The organism is Sphingopyxis sp. C-1 (assembly GCF_001047015.1).
Taxonomy (GTDB): domain Bacteria; phylum Pseudomonadota; class Alphaproteobacteria; order Sphingomonadales; family Sphingomonadaceae; genus Sphingopyxis.
Genome location: NZ_BBRO01000002.1, coordinates 1,330,558 through 1,350,290 on the forward strand (window position 1 = coordinate 1,330,558; position 19,733 = coordinate 1,350,290).

Annotated in this window: 17 protein-coding genes; 4 read left to right on the top strand and 13 right to left on the bottom strand. The window is 59.7% G+C overall.

The features are described from left to right. Positions 1-4: 4 nt before the first annotated feature. From SC1_RS20955 to SC1_RS20985, 7 genes are all read right to left on the bottom strand, one after another. Positions 5-1,522 (bottom strand): AMP-binding protein, encoded by a 1,518-nt coding sequence (locus SC1_RS20955; protein WP_062186638.1) that lies wholly within the window; start codon positions 1,520-1,522, stop codon positions 5-7. Beyond that, entirely contained in the window at positions 1,519-1,935 is a 417-nt protein-coding gene (locus SC1_RS20960) for a MaoC/PaaZ C-terminal domain-containing protein (RefSeq protein WP_062186640.1), read from the bottom strand. The genes SC1_RS20955 and SC1_RS20960 overlap by 4 nt, the downstream gene beginning before the upstream one ends. Further along, positions 1,928-2,371, bottom strand: a complete 444-nt coding sequence (locus tag SC1_RS20965) for a MaoC family dehydratase N-terminal domain-containing protein (protein ID WP_062186642.1) — start codon at positions 2,369-2,371, stop codon at positions 1,928-1,930. Before SC1_RS20965 ends, SC1_RS20960 begins: the two co-directional genes overlap by 8 nt. Position 2,372: 1 nt before the next feature. Next, complete coding sequence (locus SC1_RS20970) at positions 2,373-3,551, bottom strand: lipid-transfer protein (RefSeq protein WP_238586799.1); 1,179 nt, start codon at positions 3,549-3,551, stop codon at positions 2,373-2,375. Positions 3,552-3,788: 237 nt separating this feature from the next. Then, a complete protein-coding gene (locus tag SC1_RS20975) occupies positions 3,789-4,139 on the bottom strand; it encodes a RidA family protein (RefSeq protein WP_062186644.1) in 351 nt (116 codons plus the stop codon). Positions 4,140-4,266: 127 nt separating this feature from the next. Then, positions 4,267-5,220: an enoyl-CoA hydratase/isomerase family protein gene (locus SC1_RS20980; RefSeq protein WP_062186646.1), complete on the bottom strand. Its 954-nt coding sequence runs from the start codon at positions 5,218-5,220 to the stop codon at positions 4,267-4,269. A gap of 440 nt (positions 5,221-5,660) precedes the next feature. Beyond that, positions 5,661-7,847, bottom strand: a complete 2,187-nt coding sequence (locus SC1_RS20985) for a TonB-dependent receptor (RefSeq protein WP_062186648.1) — start codon at positions 7,845-7,847, stop codon at positions 5,661-5,663. A 413-nt stretch (positions 7,848-8,260) separates the two neighbouring features. On the opposite strand from SC1_RS20985, the gene SC1_RS20990 reads away from it, so the two are divergent. The 4 genes from SC1_RS20990 to SC1_RS21005 are packed head-to-tail and all read left to right on the top strand — an operon-like array spanning position 8,261 to position 12,538. Beyond that, positions 8,261-9,346 carry a P1 family peptidase gene (locus SC1_RS20990; protein ID WP_062186650.1) on the top strand — a complete coding sequence of 362 codons (1,086 nt, stop codon included), beginning with the start codon at positions 8,261-8,263 and terminating at the stop codon, positions 9,344-9,346. Further along, the gene (locus tag SC1_RS20995) at positions 9,343-10,494 is read left to right on the top strand and encodes an FAD-binding oxidoreductase (RefSeq protein ID WP_062186651.1); all 1,152 of its coding nucleotides are present in this window, start codon (positions 9,343-9,345) and stop codon (positions 10,492-10,494) included. Before SC1_RS20990 ends, SC1_RS20995 begins: the two co-directional genes overlap by 4 nt. After that, entirely contained in the window at positions 10,491-11,822 is a 1,332-nt protein-coding gene (locus SC1_RS21000; protein WP_062186652.1) for an aspartate aminotransferase family protein, read from the top strand. The genes SC1_RS20995 and SC1_RS21000 overlap by 4 nt, the downstream gene beginning before the upstream one ends. Next, positions 11,822-12,538: a gamma-glutamyl-gamma-aminobutyrate hydrolase family protein gene (locus tag SC1_RS21005; RefSeq protein WP_062186653.1), complete on the top strand. Its 717-nt coding sequence runs from the start codon at positions 11,822-11,824 to the stop codon at positions 12,536-12,538. The genes SC1_RS21000 and SC1_RS21005 overlap by 1 nt, the downstream gene beginning before the upstream one ends. A gap of 15 nt (positions 12,539-12,553) precedes the next feature. Here the strand turns inward: SC1_RS21005 and SC1_RS21010 are convergent, their stop codons facing one another. From SC1_RS21010 to SC1_RS21040, 6 genes are all read right to left on the bottom strand, one after another. Then, on the bottom strand, positions 12,554-13,324 hold the full coding sequence (locus tag SC1_RS21010) for an enoyl-CoA hydratase/isomerase family protein (RefSeq protein ID WP_062186654.1): 771 nt from the start codon (positions 13,322-13,324) through the stop codon (positions 12,554-12,556). Then, on the bottom strand, positions 13,321-14,226 hold the full coding sequence (locus SC1_RS21015; RefSeq protein ID WP_062186655.1) for an SDR family oxidoreductase: 906 nt from the start codon (positions 14,224-14,226) through the stop codon (positions 13,321-13,323). The genes SC1_RS21010 and SC1_RS21015 overlap by 4 nt, the downstream gene beginning before the upstream one ends. A gap of 357 nt (positions 14,227-14,583) precedes the next feature. Continuing rightward, positions 14,584-15,804, bottom strand: coding sequence for an acyl-CoA dehydrogenase family protein (locus tag SC1_RS21020; protein ID WP_062186656.1), 1,221 nt, complete (start codon positions 15,802-15,804; stop codon positions 14,584-14,586). An 11-nt stretch (positions 15,805-15,815) separates the two neighbouring features. Then, positions 15,816-16,871 carry an acyl-CoA dehydrogenase family protein gene (locus SC1_RS21680; protein ID WP_083436037.1) on the bottom strand — a complete coding sequence of 352 codons (1,056 nt, stop codon included), beginning with the start codon at positions 16,869-16,871 and terminating at the stop codon, positions 15,816-15,818. Between the two features lie 262 nt (positions 16,872-17,133). Further along, positions 17,134-18,591: an amidohydrolase family protein gene (locus tag SC1_RS21035; protein ID WP_193749244.1), complete on the bottom strand. Its 1,458-nt coding sequence runs from the start codon at positions 18,589-18,591 to the stop codon at positions 17,134-17,136. Further along, the gene (locus SC1_RS21040) at positions 18,591-19,730 is read right to left on the bottom strand and encodes a dipeptidase (RefSeq protein ID WP_238586800.1); all 1,140 of its coding nucleotides are present in this window, start codon (positions 19,728-19,730) and stop codon (positions 18,591-18,593) included. Before SC1_RS21040 ends, SC1_RS21035 begins: the two co-directional genes overlap by 1 nt. Positions 19,731-19,733: the final 3 nt, after the last annotated feature.

Here is a 19,733-nt window from a genome sequence, read left to right on the forward strand (position 1 = left end):
TGTATCAGATCGTCCTTCCGGTACCGGCCCAGTGTGGTTCCTTAAGCAAGCGACGCAAGATTTTGCCCGAGTCTTCCCGGGGCAGGGCGGAGTGGAACTCCACGTGCCGAGGAGCCTTGAAGGCTGCGAGCTTGCTGCGGACAAAGGCCCTTACGTCCGAGGCATCGGGTCCGCCAATGTCGGCGGGCTGAATCGCCGCGCAAACGGCTTCTCCAAACTCCGCGTCGGGTACGCCGAAGACGGCGGCGTCTGCTATTCCGGGATGCGAAAGCAGCACGGCTTCGATCTCCGCTGGGTAGATGTTGACCCCACCCGAAATGATCATGTCATTTGCTCGATCGCACAGGAACAGATAACCATCTTCATCCAGAAACCCGATATCGCCGATCGTGACGAAGCCTTCCCGCTCAATTGCATGGCGGTCAGCATCGCGACCATGGTAAGTAAAGTCCGGAAAACTGGTTGAACGAATATACACATGGCCAGGGGTCCCGGCCGGAACCTCGTTGCCCTCGTCGTCGAGAATGCGGATCGCACAGCCATCCATCGCACGACCAACAGTTCCGGGCTTGCGCAAAGCTTCTTCGGAATTGTGATAAACGGCACCACCAGTCTCGCTGCCGCCGTAGTATTCGTGAATGATCGGCCCCCACCAAGCGATCATGGCTTGTTTGATCTCAGGCGGGCAGGGCGCTGCGCCGTGGGCCACAAACCGAAGCGATGACAGATCGTATTTCGAGCGCACCTGCTCGGGAAGCTTAAGAAGGCGCACAAACATAGTCGGTACCAAGTGGACATGAGTAAGTCGGTGATGCTCGATGAGCGCTAGAAGCCCTTCGGCGTCAAAACGCGGTTGCATTACCACCAACTCACCGACACGGCCCGCTACCAATGCGTAAGTGTTGGGTGCGGCGTGATAAATTGGTCCAGTTATGACTGTACGTATTGTCTGACCAGGGACAAGACCGAGCGCCGTCGCCATCAGCGCGGCCATGCGTTTAGCCATCTCAGCATCTGCCGGCTCTCGTTTCACGCCCTTTGGTTTGCCCGTGGTTCCCGACGTGTAAATCATTCCGAAGCGGGTGATCTGCGGTTCGCCTCGCCATTCGGCATGCTTGTCACGCCAGCTCGCCCATTCATCGATTGTCGAGACCGGACTGCCGTAGGCCTCGGCGACCTCTTGCGGAACAGGACAGACCAGGATCGGCAATGAAAGTGACGAACGGCCGCCGAGAACCGGAAGGAGATCCTCGTGAGCGACAATCAGTTTGGCACCACTGTCGGCAATCACGAACAAGGCTTCATCGCTGCGGAAGTGCCAGTTTACTGGTACGACATTTGCCCCCAGAAGGTTTGCTCCAAACGAAATTTCGAAGAAAACCGGATCGTTGCGGAGCAGGATTGCAACAGTGTCACCAGCTCCAATGCCCATCTCGGCCAGTCCAGTCGCCACCTTGGCAGCGCGCTGGTCGATGGTACTGCCGGTGATCAGGTTTGATCCACTGATGACGGTTGCAGTCATGGAAGCGCGACCTCCGCTTCGCCGGCCAGAGTTTGCACGTCGCCGCCGATCGTGGCCAAGATCTTCAGGCGAGCCCGTCGCTCACCATCCACTTCGAAAAGCTCGACGACCTCACCGTTGCAGGAAACGACCGCCCCAACTGGGGTGATTGAGACAAACCGGGCCCTCCAGGAACGCAATTGGGCCTGGGGCACCCAGCCGGTAAGTAGTTGCGCAAGGTAAGCCATCGACAGCATGCCGTGTGCGAAGACGTCTTGCATGCTGGCAGACCTGGCAAAGTCTATGTCGACATGGATTGGATTGTGATCGCCAGACGCCCCCGCAAACAGCGCGAGGGTGGTGCGGGAGATCGGCGGCAGCACGTGCTCCGGCAAGCGGGTGCCGACTGAGATCACTTCTGGTTCGTCAGCCATGTCGCACCACTAGGGTTGTCTTGAGCAGCGCACATTCGTCTCCCTTGGTATCGGTGACGGTCATGTCGCGCACTATGAATTCGAGCAGTCCGCCCTTTCTGTCATAGGCATCGCTGATCTTCGTTTCGATCGTCAGCTCTTCGCCAGCATAGGCCATTCGCCGATACTCAAAGCTTTGTTCTGCATGGAGCACTTTTGCCAGGGGAACCTTAAGGTCATCGAGCCAGAAGGTTTCAGACGGCGCAAGCAAATCGAGCGTGAACAAATAGGTTGGGGGCAACGGGAGTCCCGGGTGTCCCGCAGCCTTGGCAGCGGACACGTCGCTGTAGACCGGATTGGTCTCGCCCGTGGCCTTTGCGAAGAAACGCAGGGCACCTTCCTCGGCAACAATCGTTCGTTTCGGCCATGTTCTTCCGATTACCGACAGGTCAACCATCTCAAGCAGCCTTGTAAAGGGTAACGACGCAGGCGCCGCCTAGACCGAGGTTATGTTGCAGCCCGACCTTCGCTCCCGCAACCTGACGTTTGTCGGCATCGCCCCGCAATTGCCAGACGAGCTCGCTACACTGCGCGAGGCCCGTGGCGCCAAGCGGGTGTCCCTTGGAAAGCAGCCCGCCAGAAGGATTGGTTACAGTCCGACCGCCATACGTGTTGCCTCCGTCGCGGATGAACTTTTCCGCTTCTCCCGGTGCCGCCAGCCCGAGAGCCTCGTAAGTGAGCACCTCGTTGGTTGTGAAGCAATCGTGCAACTCGACCACCGGCACATCCTTGGGGCCGATGCCTGCTTTCTCGTATACCTGCAGGGCAGCGTCACGCGCCATATTGAACCCGACCGCATCGATCAGGCTGCCATTGCTGAAGGATTGCTCTGGGTCCGTGGTCATGGCCTGCGCGGCTATCTCAACATAGCGACCCGGATTGGCTCGCTTGAACTTCTCGGAAACGATGATCGCGGCCGCCGCTCCGCAGGTGGGTGGGCAGCACTGCAGACGGGTGAGGGGACCAAAGATCGTAGGTGAGGCCATGATTTCATCGGCTGTAAGCGGATCGCGGAAGATCGCGAGCGGGTTGTTGAAGGCGTGGCGGCGGGCCTTCTCCGCTACGAGAGCAAAGCTTCGGCTCTCGAAGCCGGTGCGCCTTTGATATTCGGCGCCGGCACCGCCAAACAGCCGGGCAGCTGGTGGCCTGGTGTTGTCGTCGCCTGGCGCCTGCTCTGCAATCCTGACGTAGTTTTCCAGGATCGAAGGCCGGTCCGTAAACATTACATCCAGCGCACCGGGCATCATTTGTTCAAACCCAACGGCCAAGGCCACATCGACCGCGCCGCTCTCAACTGCCTGGCGCGCAAGGAACAGCGCGGTGGAGCCGGTTGCGCACGCATTGTTGACATTGATAATTGGAATGCCAGTCAAACCGACCGAATAAAGCGCTTTCTGGCCCGAGGTAGAATCGCCATAGACAAAGCCGGCATAGGCCTGTTCGACCTTCGAATAGGCAATTCCCGCGTCGGCAATAGCCGCGCGTACCGCTTCAGCACCCATCAGATCGTATGTTTCGCTTCGCCCAGGCTTGGTGAAGGGGACCATGGCGACACCGGCAACGTAAACCTTCGACACGAGAACTCTCCTCTGTTCTTTCGGCCCATTTATTGACCGACCGGTCGTCAAATGCAAGCGCCTTTTGTGGCCGCACGGCAGGTCCAGCGAGGCTGAGTTCATTCTTAAGATGGTGCGGGGAACAGGCCCTGGCGAAAGGGGGCTCAATCCAATTATACTAACTGTTCGGACGATCGCGGGCTGTACCCAGATAAAGCCATCAGGCTACATCCCCGCCAAATTTGAAACGAAGGCGGATTACTTGACAGCCGCGACAACGATGATCTCGACCTTACAACCCGGCCGTGCAAGCCGAGACTGACCTGTAGCGCGCGCAGGGGGAGCCTCGCGATCGATCCAGTTGTCCCAGACGGCGTTCATTTCCTCGAACTCCGCCATGTCGGCGAGCCAGACGGTCGCGCAAAGCACGTGCGACCTGTCGCTGCCACTCTGCTCGAGCAGGGCATCGATCTTGGTCAGAATGTCTTGGGTCTGGTTGGCCGCAGATTCGCCAGGCACCCCAATCTGACCGGCAAGGTATATCGTACCGTTGTGGATCACGGCCTGGCTCATCCGGGGGCCGCTGTTCAGACGTATAATGCTTGCCATGATGGTTCCTTCTGCTTTTGATTCAATTCGAGTTCCGCGAGGTCCATTGGGCGCGGCAGTCGACTGGGGGCTCTGTTGCCTTGGACAGGCCGCCAAGCGTATGGCGAATTGCGGCCTATCGGTAGTATCACTCGAGCAACAGGTCAGCGCGCCACGCTGGCAGCGCCAGCGCTTCGACGATCGCCGCGTCTGCGACTGCGGCATCGGTTAGCTCGCCTTTATCGATCATGTTTTGGGCTGCGCGGCGAAGTTCGCCGCGATCAGGCCCGATTTTGCGAAACCTCGCCAACGCAATGTCGCGTTCAGGGTGGCGGGCAAGCGCGCGGCTGGCAAAGAAGTATCGACGCAATACACGCGACTGCCGCGAGGCTCTCACAGTCTCAAACAAGGTGGCTTCAAGGGCCAGTCCAGCCTCAAGTCCGTGTTCCACACCTGCGCGTGCAGCCTCAAGGGTTGCCTGCGGAGCCTGCCATTCGGGATCCAGTGCAGTTTCATAACGACTAATTGCGGCAAGTGCCGCTTGGGCTGGTTCGCCTGCGATGTTGCGAACCGGGCGTTTTGAGAACCTAGGAGCCATCGTCACTGCCATCTGCAGATCGCCAACCGCGTCGACGAAGCCGATTTCCTGCGCTTCCTTCAGGTCAATTGGCTCGGCTCCGATCAGGAGTTTGAGGGCGGCTGGCATGCCGACCAGTCGCGGCAAGAATTGCGTACCTCCAAAGGTTGCCAACAGCCCAAGCTTGACTTCCGGCATGCCAAAAAGTGTGCCCGGCGCCGCAATCCGAAAGTCGGCGCAATAGGCAACAACCATACCGCCACCCAGCACCATACCGTGCATCACGGCGATCACTGGTTGCGGTGCGAGCCGGCAGGCTTCCTCGAGCTCGAGCAGTCCGGGCGCTCGCACCGGATGTTCTAGTTCGGCAATGTCTGCTCCAGCGATAAAGTTACGTCCCTTGCCAACTATCGCAATTGCCTGCGCCTCACTGCGTCCAGCTTCGGCAACTGCGGCAATGAGCTGACTGCGCGCTGCGTGCGACAAGGCATTGACCGGTGGATTGTCGATCTCGATGCAGGCCACTGGGCCACGCTGAACAAGCGATACAGGGGCAGTCATTGAGCCTCGCAGAATCAAAATGCTATCATCGTTGGATTATCCGAATTCCACCGCCATTATGGCCATCCTTTGAACTTAGGATAGCGTTCGTGATTTCGCTGCTGGGCGATTGAAACAGCTTGCCTGGTATCAAAAGCTGCCCGGTCGCGCCGCGTCATGGCTATGCATAGCTATCGAGCCTTGGAATGAGCCTGCAGTTCCAGAAAATGCATCATGACCATGTCTCGACACGCAGCCCTGGGCCCGGCTGAACCTAAGTCAAGGCTGTGAGCAGAAGTGAACGAGGTGATCGGTGCAGCAGAGTTGAAGAGGCGGGCGGCCTCGGTGGGTCTGAAAGCCGCACCGCCTCTATCCGATCCCTTCGGGACTTTCGTCCAGAATCGCTAACCTGGGATTCGGGATTACTAGAACTTCAGGCTTGCTCGAACATTCCACATCCGCGGCAGGGACAACTGAACGTTTTGATTTGCCCCTACACCCGGAAAGCCGAAACCGCCCGGACCGACAGAGACCGGAACCTGGTTGTTGAACAGGTTGCTGACATTGAACGCCAGCCGGAAGTTTTTGTCGATCTCGGCTTCGATCGACATGTCGACGGTGTCGCGAGACGGGATCCGCAACGCGGCGCTGTTATCGCGATCCTGGAAGAAGCCATCGACATAGCTGTATTGCGCGCGCCCGCCCAAGGTGAGCCTGTCATTCACAGGCACTCGCAATGTGGCGGTGAGGCTGGCTGTCAGTTCAGGAGAATTCGGAATACGGTTGCCGTCGAAGATCAACGGGGCGCCGCCAACCGTGGTATCGCGGTAGTCCTTGAACCGCGCGTCAGCGTAGCCGAGCGTTCCGACAACCGTGAACGGCTTGAAGGGACGAACCTTGACTTCCCCTTCGAGCCCACGGATTCTCGCGCTCGCAGCATTCGAGACAACCGCGATCAGCGCCCCACCGCCGCCCAGTACTGGCACAAGTTTCGCGGTCTGGATGTCGCCGTAGTTTTGCTGGAAGCCGGAGAATGCAAAGCCCAGATCACCGTTCAGAACGTCACCCTTCAAACCAACTTCATAGTTGGTCAGCTGCTCGCGATTGAACCGCAACTGTTCAAACGAGGTGATCGAGAAGCTCGTGACGTTGTCGAGGTTCCAGCCCCCGCTCTTGTATCCGCGCGACACCGTCCCGTAGATCGATACGCTCGGCGCAAGCTTGTAGCGCAAGGTAACCAGGGGCGAGAAATCGGTATCGGAACCAGCATCGGTTTCACGTGGCAGGGTGGGCGCAACGAACGGGAAGCCTTGCTGACGGAAGTCGAGGGTCTGATTCTCGTAGGTCAGTCGTGCCCCGAGCGTCAGCGTCAGGCGCGGTAGCGCCTCCCAATCAGCATTGACGAAGCCTGCGAAGGATTCCGATCCTACCACCCCGCTCGTAGAACCGGTCAGCCCCCTCAGGAATCCCGGGACGTTGGTAATGTTGCCGAAAGTGCTCGAGGCATAACCGTCAACCTCCTGCTTGAAATAGTAAAGGCCGCTGACAAAGGAGAATTGAGGCCCCAGCTTGCCAGCAAGGCGCAACTCCTGGGAGAATTGCCATTGATCCTGCTTTTTTTGGCTGTCCACGACTGCCAATGGGCCGAAGTCGGGATCATTATTGCGCAACGAGGAGGCGGTCCGGTAGGCGGTAATCGAAGTCAGGGTCAGGTCAGTTGAGGTTGACCAGTCGATCTGACCGGAAACACCGAATAACTCGCGTTTCGCAATCGGGGGAAGGTTGGTGTTGGTCTTGTAGGTGCCAGTGACAGCGCCATATCCGCTAATCGGCTGCGGTACAGGAGCAAGCTGGTCCTCGTTCGTATAATCTGCTGACAGCAAGACCGATACATCGCTGTTTGGCCGCCATAGGGCCTTGATCCGCCCGCCGACGGAATCGATGTTGCCGATATCCTGCCCATCGAGGACGTTGGTGATATAGCCGTGCCGAGTGGTCCGGAAGCCACCGATGCTGATTGCAAGCTTGTCTTCGGCAACGGGTCCGGTCAGGAAGGCAGAAAATCGACGTTCGTCGTAACTGCCGAGTTGCACTGTTGCATCGCCGCCGAATTCGAACTCGGGCTTGCGGGTGGTAATGCTGATCGCGCCGGCAATCGAATTGCGGCCGAAAAGCGTTCCTTGGGGACCCCGCAGGAATTCAACCCGCTCGGTGTCAAACAATTCCTGGTTGAAGCTGTAGAGCTTACCTTGAACTACCCCGTCGACGTAGACGCCGACACCGGAATCGAATCCCGCGTTCACCCGCGACTGACTGGCGACCCCGCGCACGACGATCAGCGAGAGAGAATCGTTGCCATTGCTGATGTTGACAAGATTCGGGACCGAGTTGGCCAGATCGAGCAGTCGCAGGGATGCTTTCGCATCGATATCGCCAGCTCCGAGAGCGCTGATCGAAAGCGGCACATCGACAATTCGCTCATCCCGCTTGCGGGCTGTTACGACGATGGCGTTGTCGTTGATCTCCGGCTCGGTTGAAGGCGAATCGGCCTCCTGCGCGAAGGCTGGCGTGCTGATCAGAACAGCACCGAGAAAAAACGGTAACTTACGCATCGACCCTTCTCCCCTTGATTACCCCATTAGCGGCGCGGGCTAGCATTGATCGACCGGCCGGTCAATTTATAAACAGCCGACCGGCTGATCAATGATCTATGGGGCGTGGAATCCAAGATCACCACGGCTAGCTGTCGCACAAGAGCTCAATTCGAGCCTCCTCGGGTGGCTATATGCCGATGGGCTGGCCGGGCTTTGCCTTGCGTGAGATCGGCCTCTCCTGGGATCGCTAGATGAATGGGCAATCAGCCCACCAGCCAAGGCAGCTGCTTGCGCCAGACAAGCGCGATCGGGTCAAAGAGCGGACCCGGCAGTCAAGGATCAGCGATTCCGGTTGCATTATCCGTCCGGACGGTTAATTCATAGTCCATGTTTTGATCAGTCAGTTTTCTGTGGGGCAAATGGTAATCCGAATGACACAATGCAGATATCGCGACCTCGGGCTGACGATCGGGCAGCTGCCGACGGGGCCGCTAAATGCGATAACCGATATTGCCGGGGTCCGAGTTGGGCAAGTAACGCGGATTGCAGACTCGCCGCGTATCTTGCGGACCGGTGTCACTGCCATCCATCCGCTGCGCGTGCCCTACTGGCAGGAATCGGTCTTTGCTGGCTTCCATTCCTTCAATGGCTTCGGCGAAGTTACCGGCAGCCATTGGATTGCTGAAACCGGCGTTCTCACCTCACCAATCTGCATGAGCTCGGCTTTTTCGATTGGGGTCCTGCGTGACACGCTGTTGGCTCATCCCAAGCAGAACGGCATTGATGACCGATGGCACCAACCGATGGCCGGCGAAACCTTCGATGGCGTGCTCAATGACGGTTGGGAAGGGCCGATTATCCGGGCAGACGTCGTGGCAGCGCTCGATGCTGCCACTGGCGGACCGGTCGCCGAAGGTTCAATTGGTGGCGGCACGGGCATGATGACTTTCGAATTCAAAAGCGGGATTGGGACTTCATCAAGAGTAGCGGCCACCCCCTGCGGTAGCTTTACCGTCGGCGCTCTTGTTCAATCGAATTTTGGTAATCGGTCCGAGCTTACCGTCGATGGTGTCCCGGTCGGTCGGCATCTCGGCTATGAGGTCGTGGATAGTCCCCAGCGGCGCGATCAGGGCTCGATCGTGATCATACTCGCAACAGATGCGCCGCTGTTGCCGCCGCAATGTGCGAGACTGGCACGCCGCGGCGGCATTGGCTTGGGCCGAGTCGGTGGGTTCGGATCAAATAGATCGGGCGACTTCATAATCGCCTTCTCAACCGGAAATCGCGTGCCCTTCAATGATGTCGCGATCGCAGAAGGCCTTCGCATGCTGCCAAATGAGGCCATGAACCCGCTCTTTCGCGCTGCCTCAGAAGCGGTCGAAGAGGCAATCATCAATTCCATGACCATGTCGGACTCGATGACCGGCGCCGATGGAACAACTGTGCATGCACTGCCGAACGACAAGCTTGTCGAAGTGATGCAACGGTATGGCCGCGGGCCTGCGAGTGCGACATGAACTGTGCGGATGTGCTAGTAATCGGGGGCGGGATCGCCGGCATGTCAGCTGCCGCGGCTCTGGCAAGTTACGCGCGCGTGGTGGTGCTCGAAGCTGAACAGGCGGTGGGTTATCATTCTTCCGGGCGTAGCGCGACATACTACCATTTTGGCATTGGCAACCATGCAGTGCGCGCCATGACCGCCTATAGTCGGGAGTTTTTCGAGCAACCGCCAGGCGATTTCTCGGACCAACCATTTTGCAGACCGACACCAGCGCTGTTCGTGGCTCGCCCAACAATGGTGGAGGCGCTGGCTGGGCTCGAAACCGAGATGCGGCTGTTCACCGATACGATCGAGCGGGTTGACGAAAAAGTCATGCAGGCAATGGTGCCAGTACTGAAGACTGGCGGAGACGACATCGTCGAAGGAGTGGTCGATTACGGCGGTCGCAGGCTCGATGCCGATCGATTGCTGCAAGCCTATGCCCGAAGGATCAAGCATGGCAATGGTGAAACCGTTACCGGATCCCGTGTCGTGTGTATCGATTACAAGGCAGGGTTGTGGCAGGTGACAACCGAACGCGGTCAGCAATATGCTGCGCCAGTGCTAATCAATGCGGCCGGAGCTTGGGCGGATCATGTGGCCGGGCTGGCAGGCGTGCGGCCCCTTGGTCTTGAGCCAAAGCGGCGCACGGTGATTATGTTCGACCCCCCGAACGGGATCGACGCCAGCGAGTGGCCATTCGTCAAGGCCGCAGTCGACGACTTCTACATGATCCCGGAATCCGGGCGGATTCTGGCGTCGCCAGTAGACGAAGTCGATAGTCCTCCCACCGACGCTCAGCCTGAGGAATATGACCTGGCGTTGGCAGCGTGGAAGGTCGAGGAATATACGACGATGACAGTGCCGCGGATCCAGCATCGCTGGGCAGGGCTGCGCTCTTTCGTCTCTGACCGTGTCCCAACGGCCGGGTTCGCGCCCGACGCCGATGGGTTCTTCTGGCTGGCGGGGCAAGGCGGATACGGCTTGCAGACAGCGCCGGCAATGGCAGCGATTGTGTCTGCGCTCGTAACGGGAGGGTCATGGCCGGAAGGCCTTGCAGCTTTTGGTTTGACACCGGATCAGGTCCTGCCGGATCGACTGGTGGGTAGGGAGGTCTCGGTATGACCAATGTAATGCGCCGACTGCTTGGCCGTGAATACCCTGTCGCCGTTGGAGGTGATGGACCCTATGTCATCGATGCTGCCGGCCGGCGCTATCTCGATGCCGCGTCGGGGGCTGGGGTCTCGTGCCTAGGCCACAGCGCCACCCGGGTGGCGGATGCTATTGCCGCCCAGGCGCATACCATGCCCTATCTCTATAACGCGTACTTCACCACGGATGCGGTCGAACGTTTCGCCGAAGCGCTGGTTGCCGCGACGCCGGCCGGGCTCGACTGGGTATATCCCGGTTCAGGCGGATCAGAATCGATGGATGGCGCGCTCAAGCTTGCGCTGCAGTTTCATAATGAAAACGGTGAACCCGGTCGAACCCGCTTCATTTCCCGGCGTCAGAGCTATCATGGATGTACGATTGGAGCACTCGGCGTTAGCGGGAACCTCATCCGCAGATCGCTCTTCGAGGGCTTTCTACCCCCGCATCATTTTGTCTCGCCTTGCTATGCCTACCGTGAGCAGAGCAGCGGGGAAACTGAAGCCGAATATGTCCGCCGGCTCGCAGACGAGCTCGAAGACGCCATCATTCAACTTGGTCCGGAAAACGTCGCCGGATTCGTTGCGGAAACTGTCGTCGGCGCCACTGCGGGATGTATTCCGCCGGTTTCGGGCTATTTCCAGGCGATCCAGGCGGTCTGCCAAAAGTATGGTGTCCTGCTCATTCTCGATGAAATCCTGGCAGGCGCCGGACGCTGCGGAACCTACCTTGCATGCGAACAGGATGGGGTGGTCCCTGACATCGCCGTTGTCGCGAAAGGCCTTGGTGCCGGCTATCAGCCGCTTAGCGCAATCCTTGTCAGCGACCGGATCGTGGCAACCTTAGCTGGAGGTCGAGGGTTCTTTTTCCATGGCCATACCTATAACTGTCACGCGACCGCCGCCGCGGCAGGCCTCGCTGTACTGCAGGAAATCGAAGAGCAGGACCTTCTCGCCGATGTGCGCCGCCAGGGCGAACTCCTGCGGGATTCCTTGAACGACAAGTTCAACCAGCATCCCCATATCGGCGATGTGCGCGGGCGGGGGCTGCTACTCGGAATTGAACTTGTCGCCGATCGGGAGAGTAAGGAGCCATTCGCCCCTGAGCGAATGGTTTGGAACGCAATCCAGAGCGCGGCGATGGACAGCGGTCTGCTGTGCTATCCGGGGTTCGGGACAGTGGATGGTACTCAGGGTGACCACATCTTGCTTGCTCCCCCGTTCATCATCACCGAAGCGCAAGTGGGCGAAATCGTTGACAAGCTTGCGTCGGCGATCGACCGAGCAATTGCGGGTACGGCCTGATGCGCAGACCACTCGTCGGTGTCACGGCTGATGTCGAATTGCGAAGTGATGCGCGGCAACTTCATTATTTCGCCAACCAGGCCATGATGGCAGCCCTGTCGGGCGCTGGCGCCCTGCCGGTGATGCTCCCGCACGAGGCCGAGCTCATCGATGACTATCTCGGTGTGCTGGACGGCGTGCTCATTTCCGGCGGTGGGTATCAGTTTCCCCACCCCCAGCTTATCGATCCCTCAAATGTTAATCAGGAACCAGCGGAGAAAGTCGCGCGGACTCGGTTTGAATTGGCTCTAGTGCAGCGCGTGACGGAGCGCGATCTACCTCTGCTCGGTATCTGCGGTGGGTTCCAGGTCATGAATGTCGCCGCTGGCGGCACAATCGTTCCTTCACTCAAGTCGGTGCGTCCCGAATGGCACATGCATCGCGATGCGGCGCCCTATGAAGAGGCGGCGCATGAAGTTATCGTCACGCCGGGGAGCCGTTTTCGCGAAATCGTTGGTCGCGACCGTCTGCCGGTAAACAGTCTGCATTCGCAGGGGGTTACCGAGGCAGGGGTCGAAGCGAGTGCAGCCGCAGTTGCTCCTGACGGCGTTGTCGAAGCGATCGAGCGACGGGATCGATATTTCTGGATAGCTACCCAGTGGCACCCGGAATTTCACATTTCGGAAGCTGATCGCTGCCTGTTTGACGCATTCGTCGCTGCAGCGGCTGCCCGATAGATTGCAGCACCGAGCTCAGGAGCCCCTGAGAAGGGCGAGTGCAGAGGTCAGAGCTGCTTGAGTGATCGGATCGCGCATCCTGTCAGCTTGAGCCTGGGCCTCGGCTATTAGTCCTGCTTCCGCCTCGCTGGAAGCCAACAAGGATCTGATGGCGCCATGCGTTCCGCGCGGAACCCCCGCCAGCTTGATCGCCAGTTTCTGCACTGCATCGGCAAGTCCATCGGCGGGTACGACAGTTTCCGCTAGACCCAGGCTAAGGCATTGCTCAGCAGACAGCGAGCCTCCAGTCATCAGCAGGGCGCGTGCCCGCGCCGCACCCACTGCCGCGATCAGGCTGCGGTTGATGCCCGTGTCAGGAACCAGACCCAGCCGAGCGAACGGAAAGAGCAGCCGTGCGCTGGAAGACATGACCATGATATCCGCGAGCAAGGCGATTCCGGCGCCCGAACCTGCAGCCGCACCGTCAACAACAGCGACGATGGCGACCGGAGATTCGGCAATCGCCGCCGCTAGCCGTCCGGTTTGGTTTGCGACGATTGCGGCCAGTTCATCGGCAGGGCTGTCGGCCAGAACATCGAGCGCAGCTCCAGCCGAAAAGATTCCGTCCTTCCCGGTCAGAACAATGACCCCGACACCCTCGGTTGCGGCCAGATGGTTGATCAGGTCGGTGATGCGACCTAGGTCAGCCGGTCCAAGCGAATTGCCCCGCTCTGGCGATGCAAGGCGTGCGATCGCGATCGGTCCGTCGCGTTCGACCTCGAGCGCGATCGCATACCCTTTGCTCATGCGCCTTCCATAATCTTCTGGAATGGTGCCATCCCCTCGGCAAAGTCACCTGGTGCCTCTGCGTCAGCGAAATCAATAATCGTCGGCCATGCGTCGCGAACCTGTTCCGGGGCGAAATCTTCACCGCCTCCGATTCGTTCGCCTCGGCTGCGTTGCCAGCGCAGCTTGCTCACCCAGCCGCCGCCGACTTCGAACAGGCCGCCAGTCTCGCTGCAGGTCTCGTGGGTCAGCCAACCGACAAGCGGACTGACAAGTTCTGCGCGCATCGGAGCGAGCTGTTCAGGTGTCATGACTGTTCGGGTCAGGCGCGAATCCGCCGCCGGTGCAATCGAGTTGACATGAATGTTGCGGGCGCGTCCTTCAACCGCGAGGGCTTGGGTGAAACCGTGGAGCGCAAGCTTGAAAGTGCCATAATTGACCTGGCCGAAGTTGCCATAAATCCCAGCGGCCGAAGAAGTATTGATGATCCGGCCGTAGCTCTGGTTGCGCAGCCGCGGCCAGGCGGCATGAACGATCCGGAATGCTCCCAGCATATGGACGTCATAGAGATCGCTCCAGTCCTGTTCGGTCATCTTGTGAAAGCCGACGTCACGCAGAAACCCGGCGTTGTTGACGATGATGTCGACCTGCCCGAAATGATCGAGCGCTGCTTCGACCAGCCTGGAACCATCGATGACCGAGTCCGTGTTAGCTACCGCTTCGCCGCCGGCCGCGCGGATCTCCTCGACAACCTTAGCCGCTGGTCCAGAGTCAGCCCCAGCGCCGGCCGCCGACGATCCGAGGTCGTTGACAAGGACGCGCGCGCCTCTGCTGGCGAGCATTAGGGCATGTGCCCGCCCCAAGCCGCCGCCAGCGCCAGTGACAATGGCAACCCGTCCATCATAGCGAAGTGTATCAGTCATCAGTATTCCCTTCGGATAAAGAATTTTTAGCCACCGTGGCGATTTTGAAAGGCCGCTCCTTTGCCCCGCTTCAGTCCGTGCAACGAACGGTGCAAGCGCCGGCGCGCCTGCCGAGACGATCAGGTATTTCGCCCCACTTGGCCCTCGCCGCGCGTGGCCCGCAGTCGAATGCTGGCAACGGCCTCCACATGAGGTCACTCTTACACAGTCCGACAAAACGGCCCCGCTGCAAGACGTGGCTGCGACCGGCAATTGCGATGAATTTGGGATGGGAACTGTTCCGGGGTGCGGAATCGCTGGCTGCCGGCGCGCCGAAGCAATCGGCCGGTCGAGCTTGCGCCCCTCTGGTGTGCGTGATCACGCCGGATTCTCATTGAACGGGCGAGCGGTATCGTCGCGCTTGGCCGCCGGCAGACCCAGCACACGCTCTGCAATCACGTTGCGTAAGATCTCGTCCGTACCACCCGCAATCCGCATGGCCGCGCCAAAACTCCAGGACCTCTCAACAGCCTCCCAGCCTTTGCCCAGGGCGTCCCCGGCAAGCGCTCCTTCCTGTCCGCGCAGGTCAAGCAGCAAGTTGGCAATCAACTGCGCCTGGCTGGCTATCACTAGCTTGGTGATCGATTGCTCTGGCCCGGGCAGCTGGCCGCGACCTAGGTACGTCAAGGTTCGGTAGGTGAGCAGCTTGAGTCCGCGATCATTCAAGTATGCTTGGGCAATCATGTCGCGAACAAGGGGATCGTCGCTTGCGCGTCCGGTTGATGTTTCGAGGCGCCCGCTGAGATCGATCAATGTCGATGAATCGATCAGCCCGATATTCGCACCGACATTGAGTCGCTCGAACATGAGCGTCGTCATTGCTCCTGCCCAGCCGCCGCCTGGCGCGGTCAAACGAAACTCGTCCGGGATTACAACACTGGACAGGAAAACTTCGTTGAACTCGGCGCCACCATCGAGCTGCCGGATTGGTCGGACCTCGACGCCGGGCGCGCGCATGTCGACAATGAAGAGCGTCAGCCCGGCATGTTTGGTCGCGCCGGGATCGGTCCTTGCAAGCACAAGGCCATAGTCAGAGAACTGTGCTCCGGTGGTCCAAACCTTCTGACCCTCGACAACCCAGTGGTCTCCAGCCTTCACGGCCTTCGTTCGCAAGGCAGCAAGATCAGAGCCGGCGGCAGGTTCCGAGAATAGCTGACACCAAATCTCGTCACCATTGATCGCGCGGGCAATGAACCGCTCTTTGACCAGATCGCTCCCAAGTGCGAGTAAGGTCGGCACGCACATACCGAGTCCAATTTCATAGACGCCAAATGGGACGTCGTATCGCTCTTCTTCCTGCCGGAAGATCACCTGCTGAGTGGCTGTCCCGCCACCTCCGCCAAACTCGCGTGGCAGTGCGACAGCGGCGTAACCGGCAGCGGCCTTCTTGCTTTGCCATTCCCGGGCTGCAGCAACGAGTGTTGCGTCATCAGACCAGGAAACCCGCCCCCGACCGCGCGTTACCGGTGCATGTACGGCAAGCCACTCCCGCGCATGAGCGCGGAACTGGGCATCGGCGGGAGAATCTGCGAAGTCCATCTGCTGGCCTTTTAATGCAGCGCGGTCTCGCCGGCGATCAGCCTAGCGGCCAAACGCGACCGCCACTCGAAGGCAGGTCCGTGGCTGGCCGCAAGCGCTCGGGCCCGACGGTAGAATAAGTGTGAGTCTGCTTCGAAAGTGAAGCCGTAGCCGCCATGGACCTGTAGCGTTTCTTGCGCGGCAAACAGATAGGCTTCGGTCGCAGCAGCACGAGCCGCGGCAGCAGCGAGCGGCAAGTCGCTTGCCCGGGCACCAAGCGACCACGCAGCATACATTGCATGCGCGCGTGCGATCTCAATCTTGGTCCAGATGTCGGCCAGCTTGTGCTTGATGGCTTGGTATGAACCAATGCATTGGCCGAAAGCCTGGCGTTCGCGCGCATAAGCAATCGCCCCATCGAGAGCTCGGGAGGCTCCACCAATCTGTTCGAAGGCAACGCATACAACTGCGTGGTTGAGCGCGAAATCGGAAGTGTCGTCGGCCATGGGAGTGGCTGGAGTATTCCGAAATGTGATGCGGCAGAGGGGGCGACCCGGATCCAGGCTCTCTAACGCCTCCCGCTCGACGGAGTTTGCGCCCAGGTCGACAAGCCACAGCTGATTGTCGGCCTGGACAATGGCGACTGATGCATCGCTACCGCCAGAAACAGGCGAAATAGCACCTGAAATGCGATCGCCCAGGGTAGCGAGCGTTGTATCTGTCGCTACGCAGGCTGTCGCTGCTCCGCTAGCGAGTACAGGCAGCCAGCGAGCCCGTTGCTCGGGCGACCCGCACGACTGGATCAACGGGGTGGCGTAATACAATGACGCGGTCGGCACTGCAGCCACCGACCATCCAATTGCTCCTGCAGCCAGGCAAATCGGGACCGGCCCGAGGTCGTGGCCACCAAAATCCGCCGATATGCCGCTGGCCAGGATTCCCAACTCGCCGAGCAGTTTCCAGGCAGACTGGTTAATTTGGCCGCTGTCGACAGTTTTCCGCGCTGCCTCCAGTGGTGCAGCTACGTCGAGAGCGCGCCGCAACTGGTCGGCAAGGAGCCGGTAATCTTCGGAAAAATCGAACTCCACCTAGCTGTCCTCACTGCAGTCAAGCGCTGATGCGATATCCTTCGCCATGAGTCGCGCTATCCCATTAATCGAACGGTCGGTCAATGGATGATCTGACTTGCGCCTTGCTCGCAGGACCGGCGTTTAACGGCGCACGCGGACTGCCAGAGACCAGTAATGATGTCCCGACAGAAATGCTGCGCCGTGGATCTTTGGGTGACCACCTGCTACCACTGATCAGCTCGGTGCAGTTCAGAGCATGGAAGATGATCAAGGCCCGGTCTTACTTGAGGCGCCTCTGCGCCCCCCTTATCACGCGACCCGGCCGCGCACCAGTCGCTTGCCCGTGGCAATAGACAGGCAACCCACCAACATAGACGCTCTCGACCCCTCTGCTCGGCTGGACCGGGTTTTCGAAGTCGGCGGCGTCGGCAACTGTAGCCGGATCCAGCACAACCAGATCTGCCACGGCGCCGGCGGCAATCACGCCGCGCCCGGCCATTCGAAACCGTCGCGCTGGCAAGCTTGTCATTCGGCGGATCGCTTCCTCGAAAGGAAATAGCCCCTCCTCGCGCGCGTAACGTCCGAGAACTCGCGTGAACGTCCCCCACAGTCGAGGGTGAGGACGAATACTGGTGGTAGTCCCGTCCGAACCGATCATCGCGTCAGGGGAGGCAAGGATGTGGCGCAGGTCATTCTCGTCCATGCAGAAGTAAACCGCGCCGCCCGGCGCCAGTGCGGTCAGCGCCGCCTCGCCGCTGATACCTAGTTCGGCTGCGACTTCATCAAGTTCTCGGCCTGCAGCATCAGGCTTAGCGGCACTCCACGTGATCAGAACGCGCTTCGAGAGGCGGTAAAGGTCAAGATTGAACGAACTCGCAGCCGCAACGTAAGGGTAGACATCAAACGCAACTTCCTGCCGAGTTGACGCCTGGACAATCCTGCGCAGCGTTTCAGGCGCCCGGCCGAAATTGGCCTCGCCCATGAGCTTGTGATGCGAAATGATCAGCGGCATTTCCGCACGTTCGGCGATAAGGAGCGCCTCATCAATTGCGGCATCGATGGCACCAGCCTCATCGCGCAAGTGGGTCGCATAGATACCGCCGTACTCGGAGACAACCTCCGCAATTGCCATCACCTCTTCCATCGGCGCAGCCCTGGCAGGCGGATAGAAGAGCCCTGAGGATATACCAATCGCCCCGGCGGCCATGGCCTCAGCGGCTAGTGAGCGCATCGCCATGCGCTCACTGGCGGTTGCAGGACGATCGAGCCTGTCCATCGTCGCGGCGCGAAGGGTGGTATGACCGACAAGCGCGGCGACGTTGACCGCGGGTGGTGCGCCTTCCAGTGCGTCGAGATAATCGCGGAAACGTGCAAAGCGGAAGTCAGCCTTGGCGGCGACTTCTGCGAAGGGGGAATGGAGCTCTCCGGAGGCGACGAAAGGGGCGAGACTCACGCCGCAATTTCCAACGACGACCGTGGTTACCCCCTGGCTGACCCGGGGAAGCGCCGAAGGGTCGGCGAACACGAAGTGATCGTCATGAGTATGTGCGTCGATGAAGCCAGGACAAAGCGCTCGGCCTGCTATGTCGATTGTCTCGCGCGAACGCCATCGAGAAAGGTCTCCGGTCGCAACGATTACCCCGTTTTCGACTGCCACATCCTGGATCACGCCGCGCGTTCCGGTGCCGTCGATGACGAGGCCGCCGCGGAACAGCAGGCTGCACTCCAGTGATTGCATCATCGCAGTCCAGCAACTGCAGTTGGCTCGGCCCGAGCCTGCGCTTCGCGCAGGACCCGCAGCACGTTTCCTCCCCAGAACTTGCGGAGATCTTCCGTCGTGAAGCCGGCCGCCAGCAAGCGCTGGCTTATCCGTGGATAGTCACTCGCTTCGTCGAAGCCATCGATACCGCCACCACCATCGAAATCACCCGACAAACCGACATGATCGATACCGACAAGCGCGACAGCGTAGCGGATCTGAGCGACCAGAAGATCCAGATCGGCGCGCGGCGCCGGATTTTCACGTTCGATCTTGAGCACAGTGGCGCGCTGCGCGCGAAGCTCGGCGATGGTGGCGACCGGTTGCCCGAGCAAAGCGCGGGCCGGTGCGCGTCCAGGACTGTTGGGCACGCCGAGATGGCTCGACACGGCATTGATCTGAATGACACCGCCCTTCGCGGCAAGCGCTCGCAGCCTCGTGTCGTCGATGTTTCGAGGATTGTCAGCAAGGCTTTTGAGACTGCTGTGGGACAAGATGATGGGCGCGCTGGAAAGCGCAAGAATATCATCCAGTGCCTCCGGAGAAGCGTGTGAAGCATCGATCAGGATGCCGAGTCGATTGGCCTCGGCTACCCACTGGCGCCCAAGCGGAGACAGGCCATGCCATTCCGGCCCATTGTCGGGATTTGAGCTGTCCGCCAGATCATTGTTGCCGACGTGGACCGGGCCCATCATCGTTACACCGAGCGCACGGAAGGTGCGCATCAACGACAAATCCTGGCCGATTGGATAACTGTTCTCCATACTCATGAAGACGGCCCGCTTGCCCGATTTGACGATCTTCTCGGCGTCGTCTGCCCGTGTTGCAAGTTCAAAGGCCTCATGGTGTCGCGCGACCATGTCCCGAATTTCAAGGGTGCGCATCAATGCTTCATCGCGCGCCACGGTGTAACCTGTCGGGGTTCTCGGGCCCTGCTCGGTGAAGACGACGAAGAAGCCACCATCAAGCCCACCATCTCGCATGCGCGGAAGGTCAACCTGTGTTCCGTCTACCGAAAGCGAGTGGCGATCCATAATCGACCAGCCGACAACGTGCAGCAATGCAGGGGTGTCGATATGAGTATCGAGCACGATTGCGTCGCGGTGTGCCGACGGCATCGG

Coding starts and splice junctions, on each gene's coding strand:
- SC1_RS20955 (WP_062186638.1), bottom strand. CDS start 1,522: ATGACTGCAACCGTCATCAGTGGATCAAACCTGATCACCGGCAGTACC.
- SC1_RS20960 (WP_062186640.1), bottom strand. CDS start 1,935: ATGGCTGACGAACCAGAAGTGATCTCAGTCGGCACCCGCTTGCCGGAG.
- SC1_RS20965 (WP_062186642.1), bottom strand. CDS start 2,371: ATGGTTGACCTGTCGGTAATCGGAAGAACATGGCCGAAACGAACGATT.
- SC1_RS20975 (WP_062186644.1), bottom strand. CDS start 4,139: ATGGCAAGCATTATACGTCTGAACAGCGGCCCCCGGATGAGCCAGGCC.
- SC1_RS20985 (WP_062186648.1), bottom strand. CDS start 7,847: ATGCGTAAGTTACCGTTTTTTCTCGGTGCTGTTCTGATCAGCACGCCA.
- SC1_RS20990 (WP_062186650.1), top strand. CDS start 8,261: ATGACACAATGCAGATATCGCGACCTCGGGCTGACGATCGGGCAGCTG.
- SC1_RS20995 (WP_062186651.1), top strand. CDS start 9,343: ATGAACTGTGCGGATGTGCTAGTAATCGGGGGCGGGATCGCCGGCATG.
- SC1_RS21000 (WP_062186652.1), top strand. CDS start 10,491: ATGACCAATGTAATGCGCCGACTGCTTGGCCGTGAATACCCTGTCGCC.
- SC1_RS21005 (WP_062186653.1), top strand. CDS start 11,822: ATGCGCAGACCACTCGTCGGTGTCACGGCTGATGTCGAATTGCGAAGT.
- SC1_RS21010 (WP_062186654.1), bottom strand. CDS start 13,324: ATGAGCAAAGGGTATGCGATCGCGCTCGAGGTCGAACGCGACGGACCG.
- SC1_RS21015 (WP_062186655.1), bottom strand. CDS start 14,226: ATGACTGATACACTTCGCTATGATGGACGGGTTGCCATTGTCACTGGC.
- SC1_RS21020 (WP_062186656.1), bottom strand. CDS start 15,804: ATGGACTTCGCAGATTCTCCCGCCGATGCCCAGTTCCGCGCTCATGCG.
- SC1_RS21035 (WP_193749244.1), bottom strand. CDS start 18,591: ATGCAATCACTGGAGTGCAGCCTGCTGTTCCGCGGCGGCCTCGTCATC.
- SC1_RS21040 (WP_238586800.1), bottom strand. CDS start 19,730: ATGCCGTCGGCACACCGCGACGCAATCGTGCTCGATACTCATATCGAC.